The 26,477-nt window shown below is 70.1% G+C and carries 21 protein-coding genes; 5 read left to right on the top strand and 16 right to left on the bottom strand.

From position 1 onward, the window contains the following. The first annotated feature begins 128 nt into the window (after positions 1-128). The gene (locus B082_RS0118240; RefSeq protein WP_018553258.1) at positions 129-740 is read left to right on the top strand and encodes a YceI family protein; all 612 of its coding nucleotides are present in this window, start codon (positions 129-131) and stop codon (positions 738-740) included. A gap of 82 nt (positions 741-822) precedes the next feature. Here B082_RS0118240 and B082_RS0118235 read toward each other — a convergent pair whose 3' ends face one another. The 3 genes from B082_RS0118235 to B082_RS37480 form a co-directional block, all read right to left on the bottom strand. Continuing rightward, on the bottom strand, positions 823-1,380 hold the full coding sequence (locus tag B082_RS0118235; protein WP_018553257.1) for a DinB family protein: 558 nt from the start codon (positions 1,378-1,380) through the stop codon (positions 823-825). Between the two features lie 88 nt (positions 1,381-1,468). Next, complete coding sequence (locus B082_RS0118230; protein WP_018553256.1) at positions 1,469-3,043, bottom strand: FAD-dependent oxidoreductase; 1,575 nt, start codon at positions 3,041-3,043, stop codon at positions 1,469-1,471. A 14-nt stretch (positions 3,044-3,057) separates the two neighbouring features. Further along, positions 3,058-3,525 carry an ATP-binding protein gene (locus B082_RS37480; protein WP_018553255.1) on the bottom strand — a complete coding sequence of 156 codons (468 nt, stop codon included), beginning with the start codon at positions 3,523-3,525 and terminating at the stop codon, positions 3,058-3,060. 111 nt (positions 3,526-3,636) lie between these two features. Between B082_RS37480 and B082_RS0118220 the strand changes: the two genes are divergently transcribed. Both B082_RS0118220 and B082_RS0118215 read left to right on the top strand, forming a co-directional pair. Continuing rightward, positions 3,637-4,467, top strand: a complete 831-nt coding sequence (locus B082_RS0118220) for a helix-turn-helix domain-containing protein (protein ID WP_018553254.1) — start codon at positions 3,637-3,639, stop codon at positions 4,465-4,467. Beyond that, positions 4,464-4,715, top strand: a complete 252-nt coding sequence (locus tag B082_RS0118215) for a DUF397 domain-containing protein (RefSeq protein ID WP_018553253.1) — start codon at positions 4,464-4,466, stop codon at positions 4,713-4,715. Before B082_RS0118220 ends, B082_RS0118215 begins: the two co-directional genes overlap by 4 nt. Here B082_RS0118215 and B082_RS0118210 read toward each other — a convergent pair whose 3' ends face one another. Together B082_RS0118210 and B082_RS0118205 are read right to left on the bottom strand one after the other, a co-directional pair. Then, on the bottom strand, positions 4,716-5,843 hold the full coding sequence (locus B082_RS0118210) for a glycoside hydrolase family 3 N-terminal domain-containing protein (RefSeq protein WP_018553252.1): 1,128 nt from the start codon (positions 5,841-5,843) through the stop codon (positions 4,716-4,718). Positions 5,844-5,993: 150 nt separating this feature from the next. After that, positions 5,994-6,869 carry a GH25 family lysozyme gene (locus tag B082_RS0118205; RefSeq protein ID WP_018553251.1) on the bottom strand — a complete coding sequence of 292 codons (876 nt, stop codon included), beginning with the start codon at positions 6,867-6,869 and terminating at the stop codon, positions 5,994-5,996. Between the two features lie 334 nt (positions 6,870-7,203). On the opposite strand from B082_RS0118205, the gene B082_RS0118200 reads away from it, so the two are divergent. Then, complete coding sequence (locus tag B082_RS0118200) at positions 7,204-7,611, top strand: hypothetical protein (RefSeq protein WP_158688882.1); 408 nt, start codon at positions 7,204-7,206, stop codon at positions 7,609-7,611. A gap of 136 nt (positions 7,612-7,747) precedes the next feature. Beyond that, on the top strand, positions 7,748-9,346 hold the full coding sequence (locus tag B082_RS0118195; protein ID WP_018553249.1) for an adenosine deaminase family protein: 1,599 nt from the start codon (positions 7,748-7,750) through the stop codon (positions 9,344-9,346). Between the two features lie 71 nt (positions 9,347-9,417). On the opposite strand, the gene B082_RS0118190 is transcribed toward B082_RS0118195, so the two are convergent. From B082_RS0118190 to cimA, 11 genes are all read right to left on the bottom strand, one after another. After that, positions 9,418-10,821 (bottom strand): hypothetical protein, encoded by a 1,404-nt coding sequence (locus B082_RS0118190; protein ID WP_018553248.1) that lies wholly within the window; start codon positions 10,819-10,821, stop codon positions 9,418-9,420. A 73-nt stretch (positions 10,822-10,894) separates the two neighbouring features. Further along, entirely contained in the window at positions 10,895-13,972 is a 3,078-nt protein-coding gene (locus B082_RS0118185) for a glycoside hydrolase family 3 protein (protein WP_018553247.1), read from the bottom strand. Positions 13,973-14,079: 107 nt separating this feature from the next. Further along, positions 14,080-15,957 (bottom strand): discoidin domain-containing protein, encoded by a 1,878-nt coding sequence (locus tag B082_RS0118180; RefSeq protein WP_026249921.1) that lies wholly within the window; start codon positions 15,955-15,957, stop codon positions 14,080-14,082. A gap of 55 nt (positions 15,958-16,012) precedes the next feature. Beyond that, the gene (locus B082_RS0118175) at positions 16,013-17,431 is read right to left on the bottom strand and encodes a GH1 family beta-glucosidase (protein WP_018553245.1); all 1,419 of its coding nucleotides are present in this window, start codon (positions 17,429-17,431) and stop codon (positions 16,013-16,015) included. 32 nt (positions 17,432-17,463) lie between these two features. After that, the gene (locus tag B082_RS0118170; RefSeq protein ID WP_018553244.1) at positions 17,464-18,477 is read right to left on the bottom strand and encodes an ABC transporter ATP-binding protein; all 1,014 of its coding nucleotides are present in this window, start codon (positions 18,475-18,477) and stop codon (positions 17,464-17,466) included. Continuing rightward, positions 18,474-19,454, bottom strand: coding sequence for an ABC transporter permease (locus B082_RS0118165; RefSeq protein WP_018553243.1), 981 nt, complete (start codon positions 19,452-19,454; stop codon positions 18,474-18,476). The genes B082_RS0118170 and B082_RS0118165 overlap by 4 nt, the downstream gene beginning before the upstream one ends. 4 nt (positions 19,455-19,458) lie before the next feature. Continuing rightward, entirely contained in the window at positions 19,459-20,439 is a 981-nt protein-coding gene (locus B082_RS0118160; protein ID WP_018553242.1) for an ABC transporter permease, read from the bottom strand. Then, on the bottom strand, positions 20,436-21,497 hold the full coding sequence (locus B082_RS0118155) for an ABC transporter ATP-binding protein (RefSeq protein WP_018553241.1): 1,062 nt from the start codon (positions 21,495-21,497) through the stop codon (positions 20,436-20,438). Before B082_RS0118155 ends, B082_RS0118160 begins: the two co-directional genes overlap by 4 nt. A 30-nt stretch (positions 21,498-21,527) precedes the next feature. Then, positions 21,528-23,204, bottom strand: a complete 1,677-nt coding sequence (locus tag B082_RS0118150; RefSeq protein ID WP_018553240.1) for an ABC transporter substrate-binding protein — start codon at positions 23,202-23,204, stop codon at positions 21,528-21,530. Positions 23,205-23,310: 106 nt separating this feature from the next. Then, complete coding sequence (locus B082_RS0118145; RefSeq protein ID WP_018553239.1) at positions 23,311-24,285, bottom strand: LacI family DNA-binding transcriptional regulator; 975 nt, start codon at positions 24,283-24,285, stop codon at positions 23,311-23,313. Between the two features lie 368 nt (positions 24,286-24,653). Further along, a complete protein-coding gene (cimA, locus tag B082_RS0118140) occupies positions 24,654-26,261 on the bottom strand; it encodes a citramalate synthase (RefSeq protein ID WP_018553238.1) in 1,608 nt (535 codons plus the stop codon). Between the last annotated feature and the right edge of the window lie 216 nt (positions 26,262-26,477).

Genomic DNA, 26,477 nt, shown 5'->3' with positions numbered 1-26,477 from the left:
GCGGACGCGGACGCACCGACCCGGATCACAGATGTTGAACTTTGAACAACACGGGTCTACAGTGAATCTCGTTGAAGGTTAAACAACAAGTCGGGCCCGCCGCTCGACCCCGTCCCCGAGGAGGAGCCATGGCTCTGTTCAACCGCAAGTCCAACGACACCGCGACCGCCACGACCACGGTCGACGTCGACCCCGCCCTGGCCGCCCTCACGGGTGAGTACACGATCGACCCGGCCCACAGCAGCATCGGCTTCACCGTGCGCCACGCCATGGTCACCAACGTCCGCGGTTCCTTCGGTGAGCACGAGGGTTCCCTGAAGCTGGACGGCGCCGACCCGGCCGGTTCGACCGCCTCCATCGACGTGAGGATCGCCAGCGTGGACACGGGCATCGCGGACCGCGACGCCCACCTGGTCAGTGGCGACTTCTTCGACGCCGAGAAGTTCCCCCTGATGACGTTCCGCTCGACCTCCGCCGAGCAGCTCGGCGGCGACAAGTACCGCGTCACCGGCGACCTCACCATCAAGGACGTGAGCCGCCCGCTCTCCATCGACCTGGAGTTCAACGGCTCCGCCACCGACGTCTACGGCAACGAGCGCGTCGGCTTCGAGGGCAGCGCCGAGATCCTGCGCTCCGACTGGGGCCTGACCTGGAACGCGGCGCTGGAGACCGGCGGCGTGATGGTCAGCGACAAGGTGAAGCTGAACTTCGACATCTCCGCGATCAAGGCCGCGGCCTGATCCCCGCGGGTCTCCCCCGACCGAGCGCGCCCGCCGCCCGCCCCTTTCCGGGGAGGACGGCGGGCGCTCGGCGTGTCGCGGGTCAGGCCATGCTCTGGGCACCGTCCAGCGACTCACGGATGATGTCGGCGTGCCCCGCGTGCTGCGCGGTCTCCGCCAGCACGTGCAGCAGGACCCGGCGGGCCGACCACCGCGCGTCCCCGTCGAACCAGGGGGCCTTCGGCAGGGCGTGCGTGACGCCCAGGTCGGGCAGCGTGGCGATCAGTTCGTCGGTGCGGCCGGCCACCTCGGCGTAGGCGTCCAGCACGCCCGCCAGGGTCTCCCCGGGCTGCATCGCGAATGTTTCGATCCGCTTCGCGATGTCGGCCTCCGTCATCGTGGTGAAGTCGGGCATGCTCGACGCCCCTTCCACGATGAAGTCGGCCCAGGTCTGCTCGGCCTCCGTGACGTGCTTGATGAGCCCGCCCACACACAGCGTGCTCGCCGTGGTCCGCTGCCCCGCCTGCTCGTCCGTCAGATCGCGGGCGGTGAACCGCAGGAAGTGCCGCTGCTTGGTCAGCGCCTCCAGCAGTTCGGCACGCTCACCGTCCAGGCCGGGCGTGGTGGCCGTCGTGCTGGTGTCCGTCGCGGTGTCGCTCATGGATCTGCCCTTCGTCGGTCTCGTTCCGCCTTCGAAGACGACGCTAGAAGCCGTATAGGACAGGGCGCGCCCTATACGGCTTCCGGGGTCACAGGCGCCGGACCTTCAGCGCGTTGTCGGTACGGGTGACGGGGTTGCCGTCCGGGTCGTCCTGGACCCGCTCGTGCTCCGCGCTGAGCAGCACCTCCCACTCCCCCTCCGGCAGTTCGAGCGCGGCCAGCACCTCATCGGTGGTCGGCAGCTCCATCTCCGCGTGCTCGTGGTCCCACGGCGGGAAGCCCGCGTGCCCGACGATCAGGAGTACGCCCCCGGGCGCGACCGCCCGCGCGGCCCGGCGCAGGATCCGCTCGCGCGGCAGGTCGCCCATGGAGTGCAGGAACTGCGCCGAGACCAGGTCGTACGCCCCCTCGGGGAACGAGACCCCCAGGTCGTGGAACCGCCAGTCGATCCGCTCGGAGACCTCGGCCTCGGCCGCGTGCTCGGCGGCCCGTGCCAGCGCGACGCGTGAGATGTCCGTGGCGGTGACCTGCCAGCCCTGCCGGGCCAGCCACACCGCGTCGGCCCCCTCCCCGCACCCGAGGTCCAGCGCCCGGCCCGGCTTCAGGTCCTCGGTCTCGCGGACCAGCACGGTGTTCGGCCTGCCGCTCCAGATGCGGTGGCTCTCCCGGTAGCGGTTGTCCCACATCTCCGCGTCGGAGGGCGCGTTGCGCGCGTCGACCGCCCGCCGGGTGTCCTCCATGACGAGGTCCCCGTTAATGGCCGAGCCCGCCTTCAGCCCGGCCGCCGCCGAGCCGATGACCTGCTCCATCAGTCCGGTCACATTGCCGGCCACCCACACCCCGGGCACGTCCGTCGCGCCCATCGGGTCGGCCTCGATGTACGTACCGAGGGTGTGCCCGCCCATCTCCAGCGGGGCCGGCCGCAGCCCGAGGCTTTCGAGTACGCCCGAGCGCGCGGTGAACCGCGGCTGTACGACCACCGCGTCCCGCGCCACGACCCGGCCGCCCGCCAGCCGTACCCCGGTCAGCCGGTCGCCGCTCACCTCCACACCGGTCACCTCGCCGTCCACCACCGCGATGCCGCGTGCGGCCAGCTGCTCGTACTCCTCGTCACTCGGCTCCGGCCCGTCGTGCAGGAAGAGAGTGACGTCGTCGCTCCACTGCCGCCACAGCAGCGCCTGGTGCATGGCCATCGGGCTCGACGCCACGATCCCGATCGCCGAGTCCCTGACCTCCCAGCCGTGGCAGTACGGGCAGTGCAGCACCTCGTGGCCCCACCGCTCGGCCAGCCCGGGGATCGGCGGCAGCTCGTCCACCAGCCCCGTCGTGACGAGCAGCCGGCGCGCCGTCACGGCCGTCCCGTCCCCCCGTACGACCCGGAACCCGGCGTCCTGCGGCAGCCGCTCGGCCACCGTGACCTCGCCCTCCACGATCTCGCCCCCGTACCCGGTCACCTCGTCCCGGCCGGTCGCCAGGAGCGCGGAGGGCGGCGTGCCCTCGCGGCCCAGGTAGTTGTGCACGTGGGACGCGGGCGCGTTGCGCGGCCTGCCCGAGTCGATCACCAGCACCGACCGCCGGGCCCGCGCCAGGGCCAGCGCCCCGCTCAGACCGGCGGCCCCGCCGCCGATGACCACCACGTCGTACATCTGCGTCATGTCGCTCATGCGCACACCTCCATCTACGGGAGATGGTGCGCTCCGCCCGACGTCTCGGCAAACATCCTTGCCGGTGCGGCAAACTCGCACCAGACGATCTTGCCCGGGTTCCGCTCCCCGACCCCCCAGCGCTCGGACAGCGCCGCCACCAGCATCAGCCCGCGCCCGCCCTCGGCGGTCGGCTCGGGGCACGGCGCGGCCTCCGGCACCTCACCGTCCCCGCTGTCATGCAGCTCGACGCGGAGCCGGCCCCCGCCCTGCTCCCAGTACAGGAACAGCTTGAACCCGCGCCCCGGCGGCACGCCGTGCACGAGCGCGTTGGTCGCGAGTTCGCTCACACAGAGCAGCACATCGTCCGCACACACCTTGCGCTCCTCGCACGCCCAGTCGACCAGCGCCTCCCGGACGAACTTCCGTACGAGCGGCACCGACCTGCGCTCACGGCGGTAGAAGGCCTCGCGGAAGTCGGGGAGTTGAGTTGTTTCGTTCATGAGACGAAGGTCACATACCGTCACTACGGTTATGCAGGGAGTCAGGTCGTACGGAGTCGATGTACGACGGCTGACGGGTCATCGGGAAGCCCGAACGGGGAGAGAGACCGCATGCAACAGGCGAAGCAGCAGAAGAGGACGAAGCGCGTCACGTCGTGGCACTTGATCGGTGCCCAACTGGCCATGTTCCGCCGGGCGGCCCGGATGACACAGGCGACGCTCGCGGAGCGATGCCGTGTCAGCGAGGACACGATCGCGTCGATCGAGCAGGGACGGCGGCCGCTCCAGCTGGACTTCGCCATCATGTTGGACGAACTACTGGAAACCAAGGGCGCGTTGAAGGTCGCCGTGGAGAAGGTGCCGGAGAAGGAGCGGTTCCCGGCGTTCGTCCAGGACTTCGTGGAGTACGAACAGGAGGCGGTGAGCCTGATGTCGTACCAGAACCAGGTTGTACCTGGGCTTCTTCAGACAGAGGCGTACGCGAGGTTCGTCTTCTCCTGCCAGTACCCACCGCTGGAGGCGGACGAACAGGAGGACCAGGTAGCTGCCCGCCTAGGCAGGCAGCGCCTCCTGACCCGCAAGCCGCGCCCCATGCTGCACTTCATCCTGGAGGAGAGCATTCTGCGCAGCGAGCTGGGAGATCCCTCTGTGATGCGCGAGCAGATCAAGTACCTGCGCGAATGTGCCGAACTCCCCTTCCTCGGGTTCCAGATCATGCCGATGAAGCAGTCGAAGCACGCTGCCCTCGACGGCCCGATGGTCCTCCTTGAGACCCCGGATCACGACCATCTCGCCTACGTGGAGGGGCAGCTGGTCAGCTACCTCCACGATGACCCCGATGACGTCAGCGTCCTCCAGCAGAAATATGGGATGCTCCGGTCGCAGGCTCTCTCGCCCGAGGAGAGCATCCGCCTACTGGAATACCTGCTTGGAGAGAGATGACTCGCGCAGCACACCGCACCGGCCTCAACTGGTTCAAGTCCAGCTACAGCGGTAGCCAGGGCGGCGACTGCCTCGAAGTCGCCTACGACTGGCGCAAGTCCAGCTACAGCGCCAGCGAGGGCGGCAACTGCGTAGAGGTCGCCGCGCACCCCGCCGCCGTGCACGTGCGGGACTCCAAGGTGAGCGACGGGCCGGTTCTCACCGTCCCGCCGCACGCCTGGGCCGCCTTCCTCCGGGCGAGCGTCTAGTTACAGGCCCGCGCGCAGGGCGTTGACGCGCGCCGCGGCGGCTTCGAACGCCGCCGCGTCCAGCGCGCCGGTTCCCAGCGCGTCGCTCAGGGCGGTCACCGCCTCGTCCCCCTGGGCGACACTGCGCGAGGAGCAGAGCAGCAGGTCCATGCCCGCGGCGGCGGCCTTCACGGCGACCTGCGAGGTGGTGCCGAAGGACGTCAGGGCGCCCGCCTCCAGCGCGTCGGTGATGGTGACCCCGGTGTAGCCGAGGCGGTTGCGCAGCTCACCGATGACCGTCGGGGAGAGACCCGCGGGGCGGCTGGAGTCCAGCGCGGTGTAGATGGCCCAGGACAGCATGACGAGCTTCGTGCCGGCGGCTATCGCGTCCTTGTACGGCACCTCGTCCACGCTGCGCAGGGTGGCGGCGGACGTGGTGATGGTGACGGGCCGCAGGTCGGTGTTCTGGCTCGCGGTGGCCGGGCCGAGCCCCGGGAAGTGCTTGGCGGTGGCGGCGACGCCGACGGCCTGCTGGGCGGTGATGAAGGTCTTGCCGCAACTGGACACCTCGGCGGCGGAGTTGCTGTAGGACCGCTCGTACTGGTCGGTGAAGTCACCGTTCTTGCGGTAGACGTCCAGGACCGGCGCGAGGTTGACGTTCATGCCGATGCCCGCCAGGTTCAGGCCCGCGCCGCTGCCGGTGAAGTCGGCCCACTGGTGCGGGTCGGCGGAGGCACCGACGTCCTTGGCCGACATGACGGGCTCACCGGGCAGGCGGCGGATCATGCCGCCCTCCTGGTCGGTCATGAGCAGGAGCGGGGCCGTGACGGGGGACGAGGCGTGGGCCGCGTTCATCTGGTTGATGACGCTCTCGATCTGGCTCAGGCTCTCGATGTTCTCGCCGAAGAAGATCACCCCGGCGGTACGGCCCTCCTTGATGGCGTTCATCAGGGAGGCGGGCGGGGTGAGGCCGGGGTAGGAGTGGATGACGCACTGCCCGGCGCGCTGCTGCGGGGACAGGGCGGAGAAGCGGGGGCGCATGATCTCGGGGGCGCGCGCGGCGGCGCCGGAGGCCGCGGGTCCCAGCCCGGCGGCCAGGGCCGCGGCCCCGGCGATGAGGGCGCCGCGCCTGCTGAGGGGGGATGTCATGTGGTGCTCCTTCGTGAACGGTCGTGGAACGGGGCGGGCCGGGGGACGAAAGACGCGGGCCGGAGCGGCCGGGTAAGGCCGCTCCGGCCCGCGTACCCCTCATTCAGAGGCCACGCCCGGGGAGGGGGCGAGCAGTTCAGGCACCCACCGTCACGGGGTGTTGTTGGCCAGGGCCAGCAGACGGGAGCGGTCGCCGCTGAAGCGGTCGCGGTCGACGTTGCCCGAGACGCCGCTCACTGAGCCGGTGGAGGTGTACTGCCAGACCGTGTAGAAGGGGAAGCCCGACGGGATGCTGGGCGTACCGGTGGTCCAGTTCGCGACCCACAGGGGGCTGCGGGCGGACATTCCGCTCCAGCCGCCGGTGCAGGTGTTCCACCAGCTCGGGCTGGTGTAGATCACGACGTCACGGCCGGTACGGGCCTTGTACTTGTTGTAGAAGTCGAGGATCCACTGCTGCATGCCGGCCTGGGAGTAGCCGTAGCAGGTGCCCTCGATGTCCAGCACGCCGGGGAGCGTGAGGTTGTCGCGGGACCAGGCGCCGCCGTTGCTGGCGAAGAAGTCGGCCTGGGCGGCGCCGCCGGAGACGTCGGGCCGGGCGTAGTGGTACGCGCCGCGGATCACGCCGGCGTTGTAGGCGCCCAGGTAGTTGGCGCTGAACGTCGAGTCCTTGTACGACAGGCCCTCGGTGGCCTTCATCCAGGAGAACTCGATGCCCGCGGCGCGGACCGAGCTCCAGTTGATGCCGCCCTGCCAGCTGGAGACGTCGATGCCCTCGGGGTTCGCCTTGAGGTTGGCGTCCGCCTGGGCGTCGAGGTGCAGCTTCCGGGCGTCCGGCTTGAAGTCCTTGGCGTCCTGGATGTAGCCGACGCCCATGTAACCCTGGCCGTACGGCACGGGGTCCGCGGCGGGCGCCGCCGACGCGGTACCGCCGGACAGCAGGCCGAGCAGCAGCGCGGCACTCGTGCCGACGACACCGGCCACAGTGAGTCTCTTCTGGGTGGGCTTGAGGGAAATGCTCCGGAGCACAGCGGCCTCCTGCTGGTGGGGGGACGGGCTGTTCGGCGACGGTCTACGCGCGTTGTTGTCGCGAACACGACATAGTCAGCCACAAAAACAGGCCCGGGGTAAATAGCTTTCCCGTTTCGTTAGTGGTCTAGTCCCATGTCGATCCCCATGAGCTGCGCAAACAACCGGCGCCCCGCGGAAGTTTTCAGGGCTTCCCGCTGATCACGCCGCACATGAGGCCCACACACCGGTCGACTTCCAGCCAAAAAGTGGGACTTGAAATGACTGTTCATGATTCCGGGCGCTTGTTTCCATGATCTCGGTCTTCCCGATGTCACGTCACGAAGGTGGAAGTGTGCGGAAATACGTAGTAGCGATGGCGCTCGCCGCCATGACCGGCCTCTCCCTCGCCGGCAGCGCCCAGGCGGCGGACGTGGGCGTACTGAGCGCGACCAAGTGCACGGGGAACGCCGGTATGACGGACGGTTCCGGAGAGATCTGCATCATCGTCAACGGCTCAGGCCTCAAGGTCGACAGCGTATACGTCGAGAAGAGGTCGAATAACACCTCGTGGACCGATTACGGCGAGATCGAGTTCTCGGACGGATCGGGCGGATACATGAGCGCAACCGTGAGCGCCGCCCGCACGGAGACCAAGCGGGTCGGCACCAAGTGGGGGCTCAACGCGAAGGACGGCAGCAAGGTCTGCGGCTGGTTCCACAAGTTCCCCGGGACCAAGGCCTGCGCCACGATCCACAAGTAGACCGCACGGCCGCCCCGGCCGCCCCATAGCTCAAAAGGGGCGGCCGGGGCGGGCCCGCACACTCGATCGGGTGGACGTTCCGGTCATTGTCGTGGTTCCGGGGATAAACGGCCCGGTCGGGCGCGATCATGCCTCGGTGATCTCTATCCACCGGACGGCACGCCGTCCCAAGTCCCCCCTGCTGGCCGGGTTCGGCGGCGCGCTCGCCCTGCTGACCCTGCTGCCGGCCGCCCCGGCGACCGCCGCACCCGTACCCGACTCCGCGCCCCGCGCGGTGACTTCGGCCGAGCGTGCGACCGCCGCCTACCTCGACGCGGCGCGGAACAGCCCCGCGCGGCTGGCGGCCTTCTTCAAGGAACTACCCAAGGGCGGCGACCTGCACAACCACCTGTCGGGCGCGGTCACGACCGAGTACCTGATCAAGCTCGCCATCGACGACGGCCTGTGCATCGACGCCACGATGACCGCGGTGGCCCCGCCGTGCGGCTCCGGCACCCGGCCCGCGTCCGACGCGCGCACCGACAGCGCGTTCCGGCAGCAGATCGTCCGGGCCTGGTCGATGCAGGACTTCCCGGACAACGAGTCCGGCCACGACCACTTCTTCGACACCTTCGGCAAGTTCTCCATGGCGACCTGGTACAGCCGGGGCAAGATGCTCGCCAATGTCGCCGACACCGTCGTCAAGCAGAACCAGTTCTACCTGGAGACGCTGGTCAGCCCGGCGTCGGACAGCGCCAAGAAGCTGGCCGAGACGGTGGGTTACGACGCCGACCTGGCCGCGCTGCACCGCAAGCTCCTGGCGGGCGGGCAGCTCGACAAGGTGGTGGACGAGGCGGTCAAGGAGGCCGACGACACCGACGTCCAGTTCCGGGAGACGGCGCACTGCGACACCTCGCGCCCCGCACCCGGCTGCCGGCTGCCCGTGCGCTGGATCTCCCAGGTCTCCCGCAACAGCAGCCCGGCCCGCGTGTTCACGCAGATCGCCGTCGGCATGCGGCTGGCCGAGCGCGACCCGAGGTTCGTCGCGGTCAACCTCGTCCAGCCGGAGGACGGCGAGATCTCGCTCCGCGACTACAGCCTCCACATGCGGATGGTGAAGTACCTGGGCCGGCAGTACCCGGGCGCCCACGTCACCCTGCACTCCGGAGAGCTGGCGCCCGGCCTGGTCAAGCCGGAGGACCTGACCTTCCACATCGACGAGGCCGTGCGGGTCGCCGGGGCCGAGCGCATCGGACACGGTGTGGACCTGGTCCACGAGGACAACTGGCAGCGGCTGGCCCGGACCATGGCCCGGCGCCATGTCGCCGTCGAGGTGCCGTTCTCCAGCAACAAGCAGATCCTCGGCATCGCGGGCGACGACCACCCGTTCAACGCGTACCGCCGCTACGGCGTCCCGATCGTGCTGGCCACCGACGACCCGGGCGTCTCGCGGATCGACATCAGCCACGAGTACCAGTACGCCGCGAAGACGTACGACCTCTCGTACACCGAGCTGAAGGACCTGGCCCGCGCCTCGCTGGAGTACGCCTTCCGCGACGGCCGCTCGCTGTGGACCGCCGGTTCCGCGCCCTCCGGCTACCGGCCGGTGGCCGCCTGCCGGGCCGACCGGCCCGGTGACGGCAGCCCGAGCGCCCGCTGCGCCAGGTTCCTGGCGGCCAGCCCGAAGGCGGCGACCGAGTGGCGCCAGGAGGTGGCCTTCGCCTCCTTCGAGCGCGCCCACAGCGGCCGCGCCTGAGGCGTAACGGATACCGGAAAGGGGTGCGGGACCGAGGTCCCGCACCCCTTTCGCATGGCCCGCGCGGGGCGTCAGAAGCCGCCCCCGAAGTCGCCCCCGCCGCCGAAACCGCCACCGTCGCCGAAGCCTCCGCCACCGTCGCCGAAACCGCCGCCGCCGAAACCGGACGAGTCGAAGTCGGAGCCGGAGAAGTCCCCGCCGGAGAAGTCGCCCCCGCCGAAGTCACCGCCCCCGTAGTCCGCCGCGTAGGCCGGGGTGGCGAGCATCGAGCCGAGCATGGTGCCCATCAGGAGGCCGGGGAGCAGCCCGCCGCCGAAGTAGCCGCCCGCCCACGGACCGTAGGCCGGGCCCGCCTCCCAGTACGGGCGGCGGGTGCCGTCGCCCACGTCGACGGTCCGGCTCATCGGGTCCTCGCCGTCGCGCAGCCGCACCTCGTCGGCCGCGCACACCGGGACCTCGCGGACCGCGCCGCCGGACGGGGACCAGCGCACGTCCGCCACCGAGGGGCCGTGGCGCGGGTCGAAGAAACAGGGCGGGCGGCGGGCCGGCAGCTCACGGCCCGAGCGGCGGGCGTCCAGCACGGCCAGCGAGAAGCGCCCGTCCTCCAGGGCCCGGGTCACCCCGCGCACGTCGGACGGGTGCCGCGCCCCCGCCATGCGGGTCTTCGCGCTCTCGTAGGAGTCCAGGGCGCGTTCGTAGTCGGCGCGCATCGCGTCGTCGGCGCCGGACTCCGCCGGATGGAAGTCGAGCCGCTCCAGCGTCTCCCCGTACGCCGTGATGTCCTCGTCCACGACCACCCGCAGCTTGTCGAGCGCGGCCCGCTCCTCGGCCTCCTTGCGCCTGCGGTTACGGCGTACGACCGTGAAGGCCGCGGCACCGCCGATGAGCACCACGGCGCCGGCCACGGCCAGACCGATGGCGGTCGAGCCCTCGTAGTCGCTGTGGCCGCCGCCCCAGGAGCCCGGCGCGTGGCCCCGGGCCTGTTCGACGGCACGGTCGACGAAGGCGTTCAGCTGGGTCGCGGCGTCGGTGTCGGCGCCCGGCGTCTTCACGGCGGCGGTGAGGTTGATGACCGCGCTGCGGGACATCACCTGCGGGTCGGCGCCCGCGTTGAAGCCGTCACCGAGGCGGATCGCGTAGAGGCCGGTGATCCCGGTGTCGTTGCGCAGGGTGCGCAGGACGCTGCTCTCGGGGAAGGCGTCGCTCCTGGGCAGCACGGCCACGAAGACCGGCTTGTCCGCGTCCTTGATCTTCTTGGTGAGCGCGGCGGCCTGCGCCCGGGAGAGCTGGTCGGAGGCGGCCGGATCGACGTAGACGGGACCCTTGCGCAGGGCCTGGGCGACGTCGTCCACGGTGGAGGCGCCGGTCGCGGCCGGGGCGGCCGGGGCCAGGAAGAGGGCGAGGGCGGACAGCATCATCAGGAGTCCCGCCAGGAGGGCCGGGACCGCGGTGGTGAGGAACGGCCTGTTCCGCATATTCCCAAGCTAACGCACAGACGTACGAAACGGGCGGGTGGCCTCCCGTGCCACCCGCCCGTCCCGCGTCCTGTCAGGCGGCCCGGTAGGCCGTCCTGAGCTTCGCCACCGCACCGGTCAGATCACCGGTGAGCAGCAGGTGGTCGGCGTCCGCGAACGGCTTGGACACCTTCTCGGTCAGCTTCCCGCCGGTCTTCTGCTGGACCAGCAGCCGGGCCTGGCCGACGATGACGCGGCCCACGTCCGTGCGGGCGAGGCCGGTCCGCTCGGCGACCTGGGCGGCCAGCGCGAGCGCGGTGAGCGTGAGCTCGCCGCCCGCCGGGGGCTTGGTCAGCGTGGTGAGCCCCCAGCCGTAGGGGAACTGCGGGTCGTACGCCGCGTCGCCCACGTTGATGGGCAGCTGGGACTCGGACTTCGGCCAGGTCATCGGGAGCTGCCCGGTGAAGGCCCGCTTGCCGAAGAGCACGTCGGCCACGCCGTCGCCCTCGGTGCCCGGCAGCCAGGACGCCACCAGCGCGTCGATGTCGCCGAGCCGGTCCCCGATGAGCTGCGGGCGGCCCGAGACGATCAGGACCGCGCACTTCATCGCGGCGCACACCTTGTCCACGGCCGCCTTGTCGGCGGCGGACAGCTCCAGGTCGTGGCCGTTGCCGACGTCGCCGACGCCCTCCGCGTACGGGGTCTCGCCGACGACCACCACACCGACGTCGTGGCCGGCCGTGTCGGCGGAGGCGTCCTTGGAGTACGTGACGGACGCGGCGTCCTTCTCCATGGCCGACAGGATCGTCGTGCCCGGGGTGATGTCGCCGGAGGAGCCCTGCCAGCTGACCGTCCAGCCCCCGGCCTGGTTGCCGATGTCGTCGGCGTTGGAACCGGCCACGTACACCTTCTGCGAGGACTTCAGCGGCAGCACACCGCCGTCGTTCTTCAGCAGCACCTGGGACTTGGCGGCGGCCTCGCGGGCCACGGCCCGGTGCTCGGCCGAGCCGATCTCCTTCAGGTTCGAGGTGTCCGCGTACGGCTTCTCGAACAGGCCCAGCCTGAACTTCTGGGTCAGGATGCGGGAGACCGCGTCGTCGATCCTGGCCTGCGGGATGCGGCCCGCGGTGACCTCGTCCTGGAGCGTCCTCGTGAAGTCCTTGTACTCCGTCGGGACCATGATCATGTCGAGCCCGGCGTTGACCGAGGTCCGCACGTCGCTCGCGTAGTCACCCGGTATCTGGTCGATCGCCTTGTAGTCGCTGATGACGAAGCCCTCGAAGCCCATCCGGTCCTTGAGGACGCCGTTGATCATCGCGGCGTCGGCGTGCATCTTCACCGGGCCCTCGTCGTCCCCGATGATGTCGAGCGAGGAGTACGACGGCATGACCGTGCCGACCCCGCGCCGCACCGACTCGGTGAAGGGTGCCAGGTGGACGGCCTCCAGCTCCTGCCGGGTGACCTTGGTGACGCCCTGGTCGATCGGGTACGAACCGGTGGTCGATGAGCCGTACTCCGTGCCGCCGTCGCCGACGAAGTGCTTGGCGGTGGCCAGCACCTTGTCGTTGCGGGCGAGGTCCTTGCCGGACGCGGCGCCCTGCATGCCCTGGATGACGGTCTCCAGCGACTCCACGAGCGCCGGGTCCTCACCGTAGGACTCGTAGGTGCGGCCCCAGCGCTCGTCGCGCGAGACGCAGAGGCAGGGCGCGAAGTCCCACGGGACGCCGGTGGCGCGCACCTCGCTCGCGGTGACGGCGCCGGTCCTCTCGGCGAGCTTCGGGTCCCGCGCGGCCCCGAGGCCGATGTTGTGCGGCATGATCGTGGCGCCGACCAGGTTGTTGTGGCCGTGCACCGCGTCCACGCCGTAGATCAGCGGGATCTGGAAGCGGGTGGCCTGGGCGCGCAGCTGGTAGCCGTCGACCATCTTCGCCCACGACTCGGGGGTGTTGGGCGTGGGGACCGAGCCGCCGCCGGAGAGCAGCGAGCCGAGGTCGTAGGTGGCGATGTCGTTCTGCGAGGCGAGCGCGTTGCGCTCGGCCTGGGTCATCTGGCCGGCCTTCTCGGCGGGCGACATCCGGGCGAGCAGGTCGGCGACCCGCTGCTTCACCGGCAGCTTCGCGTTCTGGTAGGGCAGCCCGTGGGCGTCGATGACGACCTGCGGGTTCTCCTTGGGCGCCCTGGCGCCGGTGACGGTCAGCTCCAGCGGGATCGTCTTCGCGGCGGAGGCGCCGGAGACCTTCTTCGTGGTGACGGAGACCTGGTGCGTGGTGCCGGACGCGGTGCCCGCGGGGAAGGTGTAGCTGCCGCTGACCGGGGTGAAGTCGGTACCGGACTCGGCGGTGCCGCCCTTCGTCTCGTAGTCGACGGTGACCGGCTCCTCCAGCGGTCCCGAGCCGGTCGTGGCGACGGAGAGGCCGATGGTGGCGGTGGTGCCCTGTCCGACCGGGAGCACGGCCGCGTCGGTGACGACGCTCGCCTTCAGGGCGGCGTCGGCCTTGCCGTACAGCTCGATGCCGTCCATGGCGAACGTGCCGGGGGCGCCGGGCGGCAGGGTGAGGGCGTAGCCCCACATCTCGTTCAGGCCGAGGATCTGGTCGATACCGCCGACGGGCTGGTAGTCGCCGCGGTAGGTGAAGTCGGCGAACGGTATCTCGACCTGGTGCCAGCCCTCCCAGTCGTCGGTGAAGGAGGTCGTCCACAGCTCGGAGGCCTCGCCGTCGGTGCCGCCGTCCTTGATCTCGAAGCTGATCCTCTTGCCCGAACCGGGCGGCAGGGGCGCCGTGTTCTGGCCGTACCACCAGAAGCGGATGCCCTTGTGGGCCGACCAGTCGTGGGCCGGCTGGTCGGCGGCGTAGTCGTGGCTGAAGCCGCCGTAGCCGCTGATGTCGTAGCTGCCTTCGAGGACCTTGGCGCCCTCGGGGGCGTCCGCGCGCTCCTTCAGCTCCAGGGTGGGCGGGTCGTCGGCGTCGCCGCCCCACGTGAAGATGCCCTCGGCGGGCTGCTCGGCGAAGGGCACCTCGCCCTCGAACCGGTCGATGGCGACGGGGGCGGGTTCGTCGTCGGCCGGGGCCGCGGCGCTGGGGACGGCCCCGGCGAGCAGTCCGGCCAGGACGGCGGCCGCGGCCAGCGCGGCGGTGGTGGGTCTCGCCCGGCGGCGGGTGCGGGGTGGCATGTGCGGCTCCTTCGTGCGGTGGCCGCGCGCGGCACGGCGGGGGAGCGTGCCGTGCCGCGCGCGGGGTGGACCGGGGGGTGGCGATGCCTCAAGAGGTCACTGCTGCGCTACTTCTTCTGCTCGACCCGCACCCAGTCGATCTCCGCCTTGATGCCGCCCTGCGCGATGCGGTCGACGCTGGACTGCGGAAGGCCCCAGTAGGGCTCGGTGACCTGGTTCCAGCCGGCCGGGTAGGCGCCGCCGAGTGCCAGGTTGAGGATCACGTACTGGTCGTGGTCGAAGACCCACTGGCCGCGCGTGGACTCCATCTTCTGGCGGGAGGTCGTCTGCACGACCCGGTCGTCGACGGTGAACGTCATGCCCTCGGGCGTCCACTCGACGCCGTAGGTGTGCCACTCGTCGGCGCTGCCGCCGTCCGGATAGGTCTGCTGCGCGCCGATGTTGCCGTCGGCCGAGTAGCCGGGGCCGTGCAGCCCGGAGCTGGTCCAGTCGCCGTAGCCGATGTTCTCCATGATGTCCGTCTCGCCCGAGCCGGGCCAGGACACGTCCGGGTCGTCCACATTGCTGCCCAGCAGCCAGAAGGCGGGCCAGAAGCCGTCACCGACCGGCAGCTTCATGCGGGCGCTGACCTTGCCGTAGGTGAAGTCGAACTTGGTGTTGGTGTCGATGCGGCCGGAGGTGAAGTCGAAGGTGCCGTTGGGCGTCGGGGTGCAGCCCTTGCAGTACTTCGACTCCAGGACGAGCGAGCCGTTCTCGGTGCGGATGTTGTCCGGCGAGTCGACGTACGCCTGGGACTCCCCGTTGACCGGGCCCATCTCCGTACCGGTGCGCACCACCCGCCACTTGGAGCGGTCCAGACCGGAGCCGTCGAAGTCGTCGAAGAAGGTGGTGCTGTACGCGCCGCCGGGGTCCTTGGGCAGGGCCGGGTAGGCGGCGTCCGCGCTGCCTCCGGTGCCCCAGACCTGGAACTCGTAGAGCGAGTACCCGAACTGGGCGGTCGAGGGCGCCGGGTTGTAGAAGGAGCGGCGCTCGACGCCCAGCATCCGCACGTAGCGGCCGGTCGCCGGGGTGGGCAGGGTGATGGTGTCGTGGCGGCCGGCCGCGTCGCCGGGTGCCTGTACGTCGGCGCGGCGGGCGGCGACCTCATCGGCGGATGGCTGGTAGACGGTCTGCCAGGTGCGGTTGTCGTCGGAGACCTGGATGCGGTAGTCGACGCCGTAGGCCGCCTCCCAGTACAGGTCGACGCTGTCGATCGTGGAGGTGGCTCCGAGGTCCACCCCGACCCAGCGGTTGGCGTTCCAGTCGCTGGACCAGCGGGACTGGCCGCCCTTGAGGTCGGCCGGCCAGCCGCCGTCGGTGACGAAGGCGGGCGAGCTTCCGGCGTCCTGGTAGAGGTCGCCGTAGGCGGGGTGGTTCAGGGCGAGGTTGGCGCGGGTGGTGGAGGCGGGGGCGGGCTCGCCCCCGTACACCTTGAAGGAGGCCAGGGAGTAGCCGGAGCCGGTGGCGCGCTCGACGCCGCGCATCCGGACGTAGCGGCCGGTGGTCTCCTGCGGGTAGGTGTGCGCGGTGACGCTGCCGCCCGTGCCGGCGTCCTCGGTGTAGAAGGCGGTCCAGTCGGTGCCGTTCCCGGACACCTCAAGGACGTACTTCTTGCCGTAGGCGGTCTCGTCCCAGTCCAGGGTGACGCTGCTGACCCGGATCGAGGAGCCGAGGTCGACCTGTATCCAGGCGTCGTCGGCCCCGTCGCTGGTCCAGCGGGTGCTGCCGTCGCCGTCGACGGCCTTGCCCGGTCCGGCGGCGTCGTTCTCGCTGCCGGAGGCGGTGACCGACCCGGGGTCGGCGGTGTAGGCGGCTGCCGCCCGGTCCGTGTCCCAGGCCGCGGCCTCCGCAGCCGCCGGCCGGGGGGCCGGGGCGGCGAAGGCCATGGGGGCGGCCAGGGCTATCAGAGCGGCGGTGGTGGCTGCCAGAGTCGTACGAGAGGGCATGGTGGGGCTCCCATTCGTAACCATGAGGGTGGCGCGGCCACGCGCGGGGACGCGGCTACGCGTTGCGGGTGAGGCGGATGGTGTCGCGGTACCACTTGGCGCTGTCCTTGAGCGTCCGCACCTGCGTGTCGTAGTCGACGCGGACGATGCCGAATCGCTTGTCGTAGCCGTAGGACCACTCGAAGTTGTCCATCAGCGACCAGGCGAAGTACCCCCGGACGTCGGCCCCCCGATCGCGGGCGGCGGCGACGGCGGCGATGTGGTCGGCGAGATAGGTGGTGCGGTCGGCATCGTGTATCTCGCCGTCCTCGGAGACGGTGTCGTCGAAGGCGGCACCGTTCTCGGTGATGACCGTCGGGAGGCCGTAGTCGTTCTCCAGGCGGACGAGCAGGTCGGTCAGGGCGGTGGGGGTGATCTCCCAGTCCATGGCGGTGCGCGGCAGATCGCGCTCCACCTGGCGGGTGACGGGCAGCCCTTCGGCGTCCGTGGCCGCGCCGTCCTCGGTGACACCGGAGAACAGCGAGCCGCGGTAGAAGTTGACGCCGAGGACGTCCAGCGGGGTGGAGATGACGGCCAGGTCGCCGTCCTGGACGGGGAGTTCGATGCCCTGGGCGGCGAGGTCGGTGACGATGTCCTCGGGGTAGGCACCCTTGACGACCGGGTCCAGATAGATCCGGGCGCCGAGCCCGTCGGCGCGCCGGCACGCCTCGGCGTCCTCGTGGCTGTCGGTCTCGGGGGTGGCGGTGCCCAGGTTCAGGGTGAGGCCGAGCTCCAGCTCGTTGCCGCGGGCCGCGGCCTGCTCGCGCAGGTGCTGGGAGGCCAGGCCGTGGCCGAGGAGCAGGTGGTGGACGGCGTGGATCGCCTCGCCGAAGTTCTGCCGGCCGGGCGCCTGGTTGCCGTAGGCGTAGCCCAGCATCGCCGAGCACCAGGGCTCGTTGAGCGTGGTCCAGTGCTTGACCCGGTCGCCCAGCGCGTCGTAGGCGAGGGCGGCGTACTCGGCGAAGCGGTAGGCGGTGTCGCGGACCGGCCAGCCGCCCGCGTCCTCCAGCTCCTGCGGCAGGTCCCAGTGGTAGAGCGTGACCCAGGGGGTGACGCCCTTGGCCTCCAGCTCGTCCACCAGGCGCTTGTAGAAGTCCAGGCCCTTGGCGTTGGCGGGGCCCCGGCCGCCCGGCTGGATGCGCGGCCAGGCGAGCGAGAAGCGGTACGTGTCGACGCCGAGGTCCGCGATCAGCGAGACGTCCTCGGGCATGCGGTGGTAGTGGTCGCAGGCCACGTCACCGTTCTCGCCGCGGACGACCATGCCCGGCACCCTGCAGTACGTGTCCCAGATGGACGGCGTTCTGCCGTCCTCGGCCGCCGCGCCCTCGATCTGGTAGGCGGCTGTGGCGACGCCCCAGCGGAAACCGGCGGGCAGGCCGGGTACGGCCTGGGCGGCGATCTCGCGGGCGTAGGCCTGGGGGGTGACGAGGTTCATGGTTCTCCTGTGGTGTGCGGTGCTCTGAGACGCTACGAACGGGCGGCGGCCGGGGCCGGGGCCTCGTGGTGGAGCCAGCAGGCCACCGAGCGGGAGCCGTCCGTGTCCGGCGTCGCGAGCACCGGGACGTGGGTGTCGCAGCCCTCGACCTTCTTGGCGCAGCGGGGGTGGAAGGCGCAGCCGGCCGGCATCGCCGACAGGTGCGGGGGCGAGCCGGGGATGCCGCTGAGTTCGCGGCGGGGGCCGTGCAGCGCGGGGAAGGAGTGCAGCAGCCCGGCGCTGTAGGGGTGGCGGGGGTCGCGGTAGATCTCGGAGGCGCCGGCCTGCTCGACGATCCGGCCCCCGTACATGATCGCGATGCGGTCGGAGAACTCGATCAGCAGCGAGATGTCGTGGGTGATGAAGACGACCGAGAAGCCCAGTTCCTCGCGGAGCCTGACCAGCTGGCGCAGGATCTGGCGCTGCATCACGACGTCGAGCGCGGTGGTGGGCTCGTCCATGATGACGATCTCGGGTTCCAGGGCGAGCGCCATCGCGATCATCACGCGCTGGCGCATGCCGCCGGAGAGCTGGTGCGGGTAGGCGCCGAGCCGGTCGGCGGATATCCCGACCAGGTTCAGCAGTTCCCTGGCCCGGTCGGTGCGCTCGTTCTTCCGCATCTCCGGGCGGTGGGCCTGGAGGACGTCGGTGAGCTGGCTGTGGACCGTGTGCACCGGGTTGAGGGAGTTCATCGCGCCCTGGAAGACGATCGACAGCTCCTGCCAGCGGAAGGCGCGCAGTTCGGTCGCCGACAGGGCCAGCAGGTCCAGGGCGGAGCCGTCGCGCTGGTGGTAGTGGACGTCGCCGCCGGTGATGACCCCGGGCGGGGAGAGCAGCCGGGTGACCGCGTAGGCCAGGGTGGACTTGCCGGAGCCCGACTCGCCGGCCAGGCCGAGCACCTCGCCGCGGTGCAGGGTGAGGTCGACGTCGCGCAGGGCGTGGACGGCGTCGTTCCCGGTCCCGTAGTCGACGTTGAGGCCGCTGATCGTGAGGACGGGCTCGCTCATGAGCGGGTCTCCTTGTGCGGGGTGGTGCCGGTACGGGCCACCGGGGTGAAGCCGACGCGCATCCGGACCTTGCGGGAGCCGCCGGTCTCGGTGCGCAGCCGCGGGTTGACGAACTCGTCGATGCCGAAGTTGATGAGCGCGAGGGACATGCCGAGCAGGGCGATGAAGAGCCCGGCCGGGACGAACCACCACCAGGCGCCCTGGGCGAGTGCCTGGTTGGACTGCGCCCAGAACAGGACGGTCCCCCAGTTCCAGTTGGAGATGTCGGCGACGCCGATGAAGGCGAGGGTGATCTCGGAGAGGATCGCGAAGATGACCGTGCCGACGAAGCCGGAGGCGATGACGGCGGTCAGGTTGGGCATGACCTCGAAGATGATGATCCGCCAGGTCGGCTCGCCCGTGGCGCGGGCCGCCTCCACGTAGTCGCGGCGGCGCAGCGACAGCGTCTGGGCGCGCAGCACACGGGCGCCCCAGGCCCAGGAGGTGAGGGCGATGACGAAGGCGATCAGCAGGTCCCCGGTGTCCGAGACGAAGCTGGCGATGATGATGATCAGCGGCAGTCCGGGGATGACCAGGAAGACGTTGGACAGCAGCGACAGCGCCTCGTCGGCCACGCCGCCGAGGAAGCCGGCGGTGACCCCGATCAGCACGGACAGGACCGTGGCGAGGATGCCGGCGACGAAGCCGACGACGAGGACGCCTCGGGTGCCGACGAGGATCTGCGAGAGCACGTCCTGACCGGTGTGCGTGGTGCCGAACCAGTGCGAACCGGAAGGCGGCTGGAGCAGGTCGCTGCTCATCGCGTCGGGGTCGTACGGGGCGATCCACGGGCCGATGATCGCGATCAGCACGAAGAAGAGCAGGATGCACAGCCCGACGACGGTCTTGCGTCCGCGCAGGAAACGGAACCTGCGCTTGCTCGCTGCCGGGGTTTCGGCCGCGTCGAGTACGGCGACTTCGGTGGCGGTGACGGCCATCGCCCTACGCCTCCCTTCGGGTACGGGGGTCGAGGACCATGTAGAGGACGTCGGCGAGGAGGTTCGCCACGAGGACGGAGAGCGTGATGATCAGGAAGATGCCCTGCATGAGGGGGTAGTCCTTGGCGCCCACGCCCTGGAGGAGCTGGAAGCCGATGCCCGGGTAGTTGAAGACCATCTCGACCAGGAGCGTGCCGCCGACGATGAGGCCGAGCGAGAGGGCGAAGCCGGAGATGTTGGGCAGGATCGCGTTGCGTGCCGCGTATCCGAACATCACCCGGCGCTCGGAGAGGCCCTTGGCCTGGGCGACCATCACGTAGTCCTCGCTGGAGACGGTCACCATCATGTTGCGCATGCCGAGGATCCAGCCGGCCACGGCGCTCAGGACGATCGTCACGCCCGGCAGCACCCCGTGGTAGAGCGCGCTGGAGATGAACGGCCAGTCGAAGGCCGGGACGAGGGAGTTGTCGTACCCGCCCTCGAAGGGGAACATCGGCCACTTGACGGCGAACAGCGAGATCGCGATGAGGCCGAGCCAGAAGTACGGGATGGCGGAAATGAACGTGGTGACGGGCAGCAGGCTGTCCATCCAGGAGCCGCGCCGCCAGCCGGTGAAGACGCCGATGCCGGTGCCGAGGACGAAGCTGATCAGGGTGGTGATGCCGACGAGCGCGAGCGTCCAGGGCAGCGCCTGGCCGATGACCTCGCTGACCGGGGTGGGGAAGAAGGTGAAGGACATCCCGAGGTCGCCGTGGAAGAGGTGCGCCCAGTAGTCGGTGTACTGCTCCCAGAGCGACTGCTTCTTGTCGAGGCCGAACAGGGCCTTCAGCGACATGATCGCGTTGGTGTCCAGCTGACCCTGGTAGCGGGCGATGAGCGCCTGGACGGGGTCGCCGGGCATCAGTCGCGGGATGAGGAAGTTGATCGTGATGGCTGCCCAGGCGGTGACCAGGTAGAAGGCGAGCCGTTGGAGCAGGTACTTCACTTCGCAGCCTCCTTCTCGTGGTCGTCGGTGCGGGCGGTGCCGTCGCCCTCGTACAGCCAGCAGGCGGCCCACTGGCCGTCGGCGAGGTCGAAGCGCGGCGGCAGTTCGGTGCGGCAGCGCTCCATCGCCTTGGGGCAGCGGGGGTGGAAGCGGCAGCCGGCCGGCGGGTCGATGAGCGAGGGGGGCTCGCCGCTGCCGGTCTCCTCCTGCTCCTCCTCGGCGACGACCCGGTCCGGGTCGGGCGCCGAGGCGATGAGCAGCTGGGTGTAGGGGTGTGCGGGGCGCTGGGTGACGGTCTCGCTGTCACCGCCCTCGACGATCCGGCCCGCGTACATCACCAGCGTGGTGTCCGCGAAGTAGCGGGCGGAGGCGATGTCGTGGGTGATGTAGAGGATCGCGAGGTGGAGCCGGTCCTTGAGGTCCTTGAGCAGGTTGAGCACCCCGAGCCGGATGGAGACGTCCAGCATCGAGACCGGCTCGTCGGCCAGGAGGACCTGGGGGTCGGCGCCGAGCGCGCGGGCGATGGCCACGCGCTGGCGCTGACCGCCCGACAGCTCGTGCGGGAACTTGTCCAGGTACTGATGAGGAGGAGTCAGCTGGACGCGGTTCAGCAGAGCGGTCAGGTTCTTCTCCAGTTCCGCCTCGCCGCTGCCCGCCCGGCCGTGGATCTTCAGTGCCCGGGTCAGGTGGTAGCGCACGGTGTGCACCGGGTTCAGCGAGGCGAACGGGTCCTGGAAGATGAGCTGGACCCGGCGTACGTAACTGCGGAAGGACCGGCCACGTCCGGCCTTCACCGGCTGCCCGCCCAGGTGGATCTCGCCCGAGGTGAGCGGATACAGCTGGGCGAGCAGTCTGGCGACGGTGGACTTCCCGGAGCCCGACTCCCCCACCAGTGCCGTGACGGTGCCGCGCCGCAGTCGCAGCGAGACGTCGTCGACGGCGTGGACGGCGCGGCGCTTGCCCGCGAGGAGATCGCGGCCGGTGCGCCGCACGGCGAAGTGCTTGGTGACTCCGCGTGCTTCGAGCACGATGTGGTTGTTCTCTGACTGTTCAGACATGGCCGGTACCTGGTCCCTGATCCCTGCGTACTACTTGGCGGGCTTGAGCTTCAGCACGATCTCCAGTGAGGAGCGCTGGGTGTGCTGCGGGTCGGCGTACGGGTCGTCCTCGGTGGGCCAGCCCACCCAGTTCTTCGTGGAGTACTCCGCCCCGATGGGCGCCGCGGCGGTCGGGATCATCGGCGCCTGCTCGACCATGATCTTCTGGAGGGTGTTCATCGCCGAGGTGCGGGCGGTGTCCGTGGTGGCCTGGGCGAAGTCCTTCAGCGCCTCGGTGGCCTCGGGGCTCTTGAAGCGGCCGAAGTTGCCGGCCTGGGACGCCTTGCCGATGGGCTGGAGGATCGCGCCGTCCATGATGTTCTGGTACATGTCGTACGGGGTGGCGCCGCTGTTGGTCCAGTGCAGGGTGGCGTCGAAGTTGCCGTTGGCGACGTCGTTGCCCCACGCCTCGGCCGTCTGGGTCTTGACCTTGGCGTCGATGCCGATCTGCTTGATGTTGTCCTTGATGATCGACAGGCCGGTGATGTAGTCGTTCCAGCCGGCCGGGTCGGTGAAGGTGAGCTTCACCGGCTTGCCCTTCGGGTCCTTGAGGACACCGCCGCTCAGCGTGAAGCCGGCCTTCTCCAGGACCTTCTTGGCGCCCTCGACGTCCGGCTTGGTGGTGGCGTTCTTGTACTCGGGCGAGATGAACGAGTCACCGGCGGGCAGCGGGATGCCGGTCGGGTTGGTGATCTCCGGGTAGAGCGTGGCCTCGGCCTGGGTGTAGATCGCGTTGCGGTCCACGACCATCGCCATGGCCTTGCGCAGCGCCGGGTTGTCGAACGGGGCGCGGGTGGTGTTGAACCACAGGCCGTGGATGCCGAGCCCGGAGGGGAACCACAGCTTGTGGTTGTCCGGGTCCTTGGCGATGAACAGCTTCTTGTAGTCCGGCATGAAGACGAAGGACCACTCCAGCTTGCCGTTGGCCAGGGCGGTGGTGGCGGCGCTGTTGTCGTTGTACGTGCTGTAGCGCAGCTCCTTGACCTTGGTCGAGCCCTTCCAGTAGGTGGGCGTCGCGGTCAGCGTGGTGGTCTGCGGCGTGAAGGTCTTCAGCTTGTACGGGCCCGAGCCGACGGGCGTGCGGTTGGGCCAGGTCTCCGGGTTCTTCACGCCCTCCCAGATGTGCTTGGGCACGATGAACTGCTGGATGATCTTGTTCTGGTTGACGTACTGCGACTCGTCGAAGGTCAGGACGACCTTCTTGTCCTTGACCTCGATCCCGCCCCACTCGATGCCGTCGCCGTTGAGCGCGGGGTGCTTCTTCAGCAGGTCGAAGGTGAACGCCACGTCCTCGGCGGTCAGCGGCTTGCCGTCGGCCCACTTGGCCCGGTCGTCGAGGGTGAAGGTGACCTTGGTGAAGTTGAGGTCCCACTTCCAGTCGGTCGCCAGCCACGGGTCGGCCTTGTCGGCGGGCCGGATCTGGCTCGTCATCGCCAGCGGCTCGTAGATCATCCAGCGGTAGCCGAGGGTGGCGCCGGCCGAGGTGCTGAGGAAGGGGTTGCTGTTGTTCGTCTGCGGCCCGTCCGGCTTGCCCAGCGTCAGGACGCCCGAAGCGGCGCTGCCGCTGTTCTTGTTGTGGTTCGAGTTGGCCGAGGAACAGCCGGCGGCGAGTGCGACCACCGCGGTGGCGAGCGCTGCGGCTCTGAGCGTGTGACGGCGTGCGGACATAACGACTCCAGGAGGGACTGGCGGGTCTGGGAGATCCGGAAACGGGCAGCGCTCGGCGCGCCGAGTGCGGGCGTTGCGGGTGCGGTGCGGGCCTGGGCCCTGTCCGCTAGGGCGCCGAGTGGCGCACGACCAGTTCGGTGGGCAGCACGACCGGTGCGTCGGGTACGGGCGTGCCGCCGAGGTGGGAGAGCAGCATCCGTGCGGCCGTCTCACCCATCTGCCGGGTGGGCTGGCGCACGGTCGTCAGGGGCGGTTCGGTGTGCTCGGCCATCGGGATGTCGTCGAAGCCGACGACCGCGATGTCACCGGGCACGGTCCTGCCGGCGGCGCGCAGCGCCCGCAGTACCCCTGCCGCGGTGATGTCGTTGTGCGCGAAGACCGAGTCGAACTCCGTGCCGGACGCGAGGAGTTCCTCCATGGCCTGGCGGCCGCAGAGTTCGGTGAAGTCCCCGCGCACGACGAGATCGGTGGGCAGGACCGAGAGGAATCCCGCCAGCCGGTCGGTGACGCAGCCGAAGTCCTGGGGGCCCGTGATCACGACGGGCCTGGTGCGGCCGGCGTCCCGCAGATGACGGGCGGCCGACGCGCCTCCTTCGTGGTTGGTGGTCACGACGGAGGGGAATTCGGGGTGGTGGCCGCGATCGTCGATCAGCACGATCGGGAGGCCGTCACGGTGCAGTTCGGTGAGGTGGTCCAGGGTGTTCTCGGGTTCCACCACGACCAGTCCGTCGAAGGCCCGCGCCGACACCTGGCTGGTGAAGCGCTGGACGGACTCGGCCCCGCGGTTGCAGGTGAACAGCAGCAGCCCGTAGTCGGCGGCCTCGACGGTGTCGACGACGCCCTGGAGCACCTCGCCCATCCACGGCCAGGTCAGCGAGGGCACCAGCATGCCGACCGTACGGCTGCTGCCGCGGGCCAGACCGACGGCGCCCGAGCTGGGCACGTAACCGAGCTGTGCGATCACTTCACGAACACGGGCCGCCGTCGAACCGTCCACTTCGCCCTTGGTGTTGATCACCCGGGAAACGGTCGTCTTGCTGACGCCGGCCTCGCGGGCGACATCAGCGATGGTGACACGCATCGGGGGCCTCCGGGACATAACAGGACGGATCACACAACGGGGCAGGGAACGACCGGCGATGGAACCGGTACCGCAACCGGTTCCGGAACCGGTACCGGCGTTGGTGGCGTGAGTTAACCCCGCCGAAACGGGGCCGTCAATACTTCACGTCCAGATTGGTCCGTACCCATTTGCTAACGGTCCGGACACGGCCCCTGAGTTCAACTCCTGAACGCACAGGCCCTTGACGTGAGCCTGTGGAGGCAGTTCACTCTGACCGCGTACACGGTCCGAAAACGCGCGCGCCCCCGCTCGCCCCGCCGGGAACCGGCGGGTGAACGGGGGCGGTGCGTCGTATCGGTGTGCCGTACCGGCGTCGTGCCGGTGCGTCAGTCGGTGGGCTCCACTCCGGCCCGCAGCAGGCCGAAGGTGTACGCGTCCTCCAGCGCCTGCCAGGACGCCGCGATGATGTTCTCGGCGACCCCGACGGTCGACCACTCGGCGGTGCCGTCGCCCGTGGTGATGAGGACGCGGGTGGTCGAGTCGGTGCCGGTGCGGCCCTCCAGGATGCGGACCTTGTAGTCCATCAGCTCCAGCTTGGCGAGCTGCGGGTAGATCCGCTCCAGGGCCACGCGCAGCGCCCGGTCCAGGGCGTTGACCGGGCCGTTGCCCTCGGCGGTGGCCACGATGCGCTCGCCCTTGGCCCAGAGCTTCACGGTCGCCTCGTTGGCGTGGGTGCCGTCGGGGCGGTCCTCGACGATCGCGCGCCAGGACTCGGTGCGGAAGTAGCGCCGCACCCGGCCCTCGGCCTCGGCGCGCAGCAGGAGTTCGAAGGAGGCGTCGGCCGCCTCGTAGGTGTAGCCCTTGAGTTCGCGCTCCTTGACCCGCTCCACGACCCGGCCGACCAGCTCGCGGTCGCCGCCGAGGTCGATGCCCAGCTCGTCGCTCTTGAGCTCGATGGAGGCGCGGCCGGCCATGTCGGAGACCAGCATCCGCATGGTGTTGCCGACCAGGGCCGGATCGATGTGCTGGTACAGGTCCGGGTCGACCTTGATCGCGGAGGCGTGCAGTCCGGCCTTGTGCGCGAAGGCGGAGACGCCGACGTAGGGCTGGTGGGTGGAGGGGGTGAGGTTGACGACCTCGGCGATGGCGTGCGAGACACGGGTCATGTCGGCGAGGGCGCCCTCGGGCAGCACCGTCTTGCCGTACTTGAGCTCCAGCGCGGCGACGACGGGGAAGAGGTTGGCGTTGCCGACGCGCTCGCCGTAGCCGTTGGCGGTGCACTGGACGTGGGTGGCGCCCGCGTCCACGGCGGCCAGGGTGTTGGCGACGGCGCAGCCGGTGTCGTCCTGGGCGTGGATGCCGAGCCGGGCGCCCGTGTCGGCGAGGACGGTGGAGACGACGGCCTGGATCTGGGCCGGGAGCATCCCGCCGTTGGTGTCGCAGAGGATGACGACGTCGGCGCCGGCCTCGGACGCGGCCTTGACCACGGCCTTGGCGTACTCGGGGTTGGCGCGGTAGCCGTCGAAGAAGTGCTCGCAGTCGACGAAGACCCGGCGGCCCTGTTCGCGGAGGTGGGAGACGGTGTCGCGGACCATCTCCAGGTTCTCCTCCAGGGTGGTGCGCAGGGCGAGTTCCACATGGCGGTCGTGGGACTTGGCGACCAGCGTGATCACCGGGGCGCCCGACTCCAGGAGCGCCTTGACCTGGGGGTCCGTCGCCGCCGAGCCGCCCGCCCTGCGGGTGGCGCCGAAGGCGACCAGCTGGGCGTTGCGGAACTCGATCTCCTGGCGCGCGCGGGCGAAGAACTCGGTGTCGCGGGGGTTGGCGCCCGGCCAGCCGCCCTCGATGAAGCCGACGCCGAAGTCGTCCAGATGCCGGGCGATGGTCAGCTTGTCGGCGACCGTCAGGTTGATGCCTTCACGCTGTGAACCGTCGCGCAGCGTGGTGTCGAAGACATGGAAGCTGTCGTCGGTGGCCTTGGCCTTGGTGGTCATTGCTGGTCTGACTCCTGTCGGGTGAGTGGATCCGGACGGTCTGGCTCCACTTGCCCCCATCATCCCGCGCGCCTCGCGTCCCGGCCGAGGTGAGGGCCGGAAAACAAAAAACCCCTCGCGGGTGCGAGAGGTCTGCGCGCGGGTCTGGGGCACGGTGGCCGCGCCGTACGTGGTGGTACGGGACGGTCACTGCGGACCGGCGCGCCTGTTGCCAAT

This window comes from Streptomyces sp. ATexAB-D23 (assembly GCF_000373645.1).
In the GTDB taxonomy this organism is placed as follows: domain Bacteria; phylum Actinomycetota; class Actinomycetes; order Streptomycetales; family Streptomycetaceae; genus Streptomyces; species Streptomyces castrisilvae.
The sequence above is the reverse complement of the archived record's forward strand: the minus strand, read 5'-3'. Positions and strand labels throughout refer to the sequence as shown.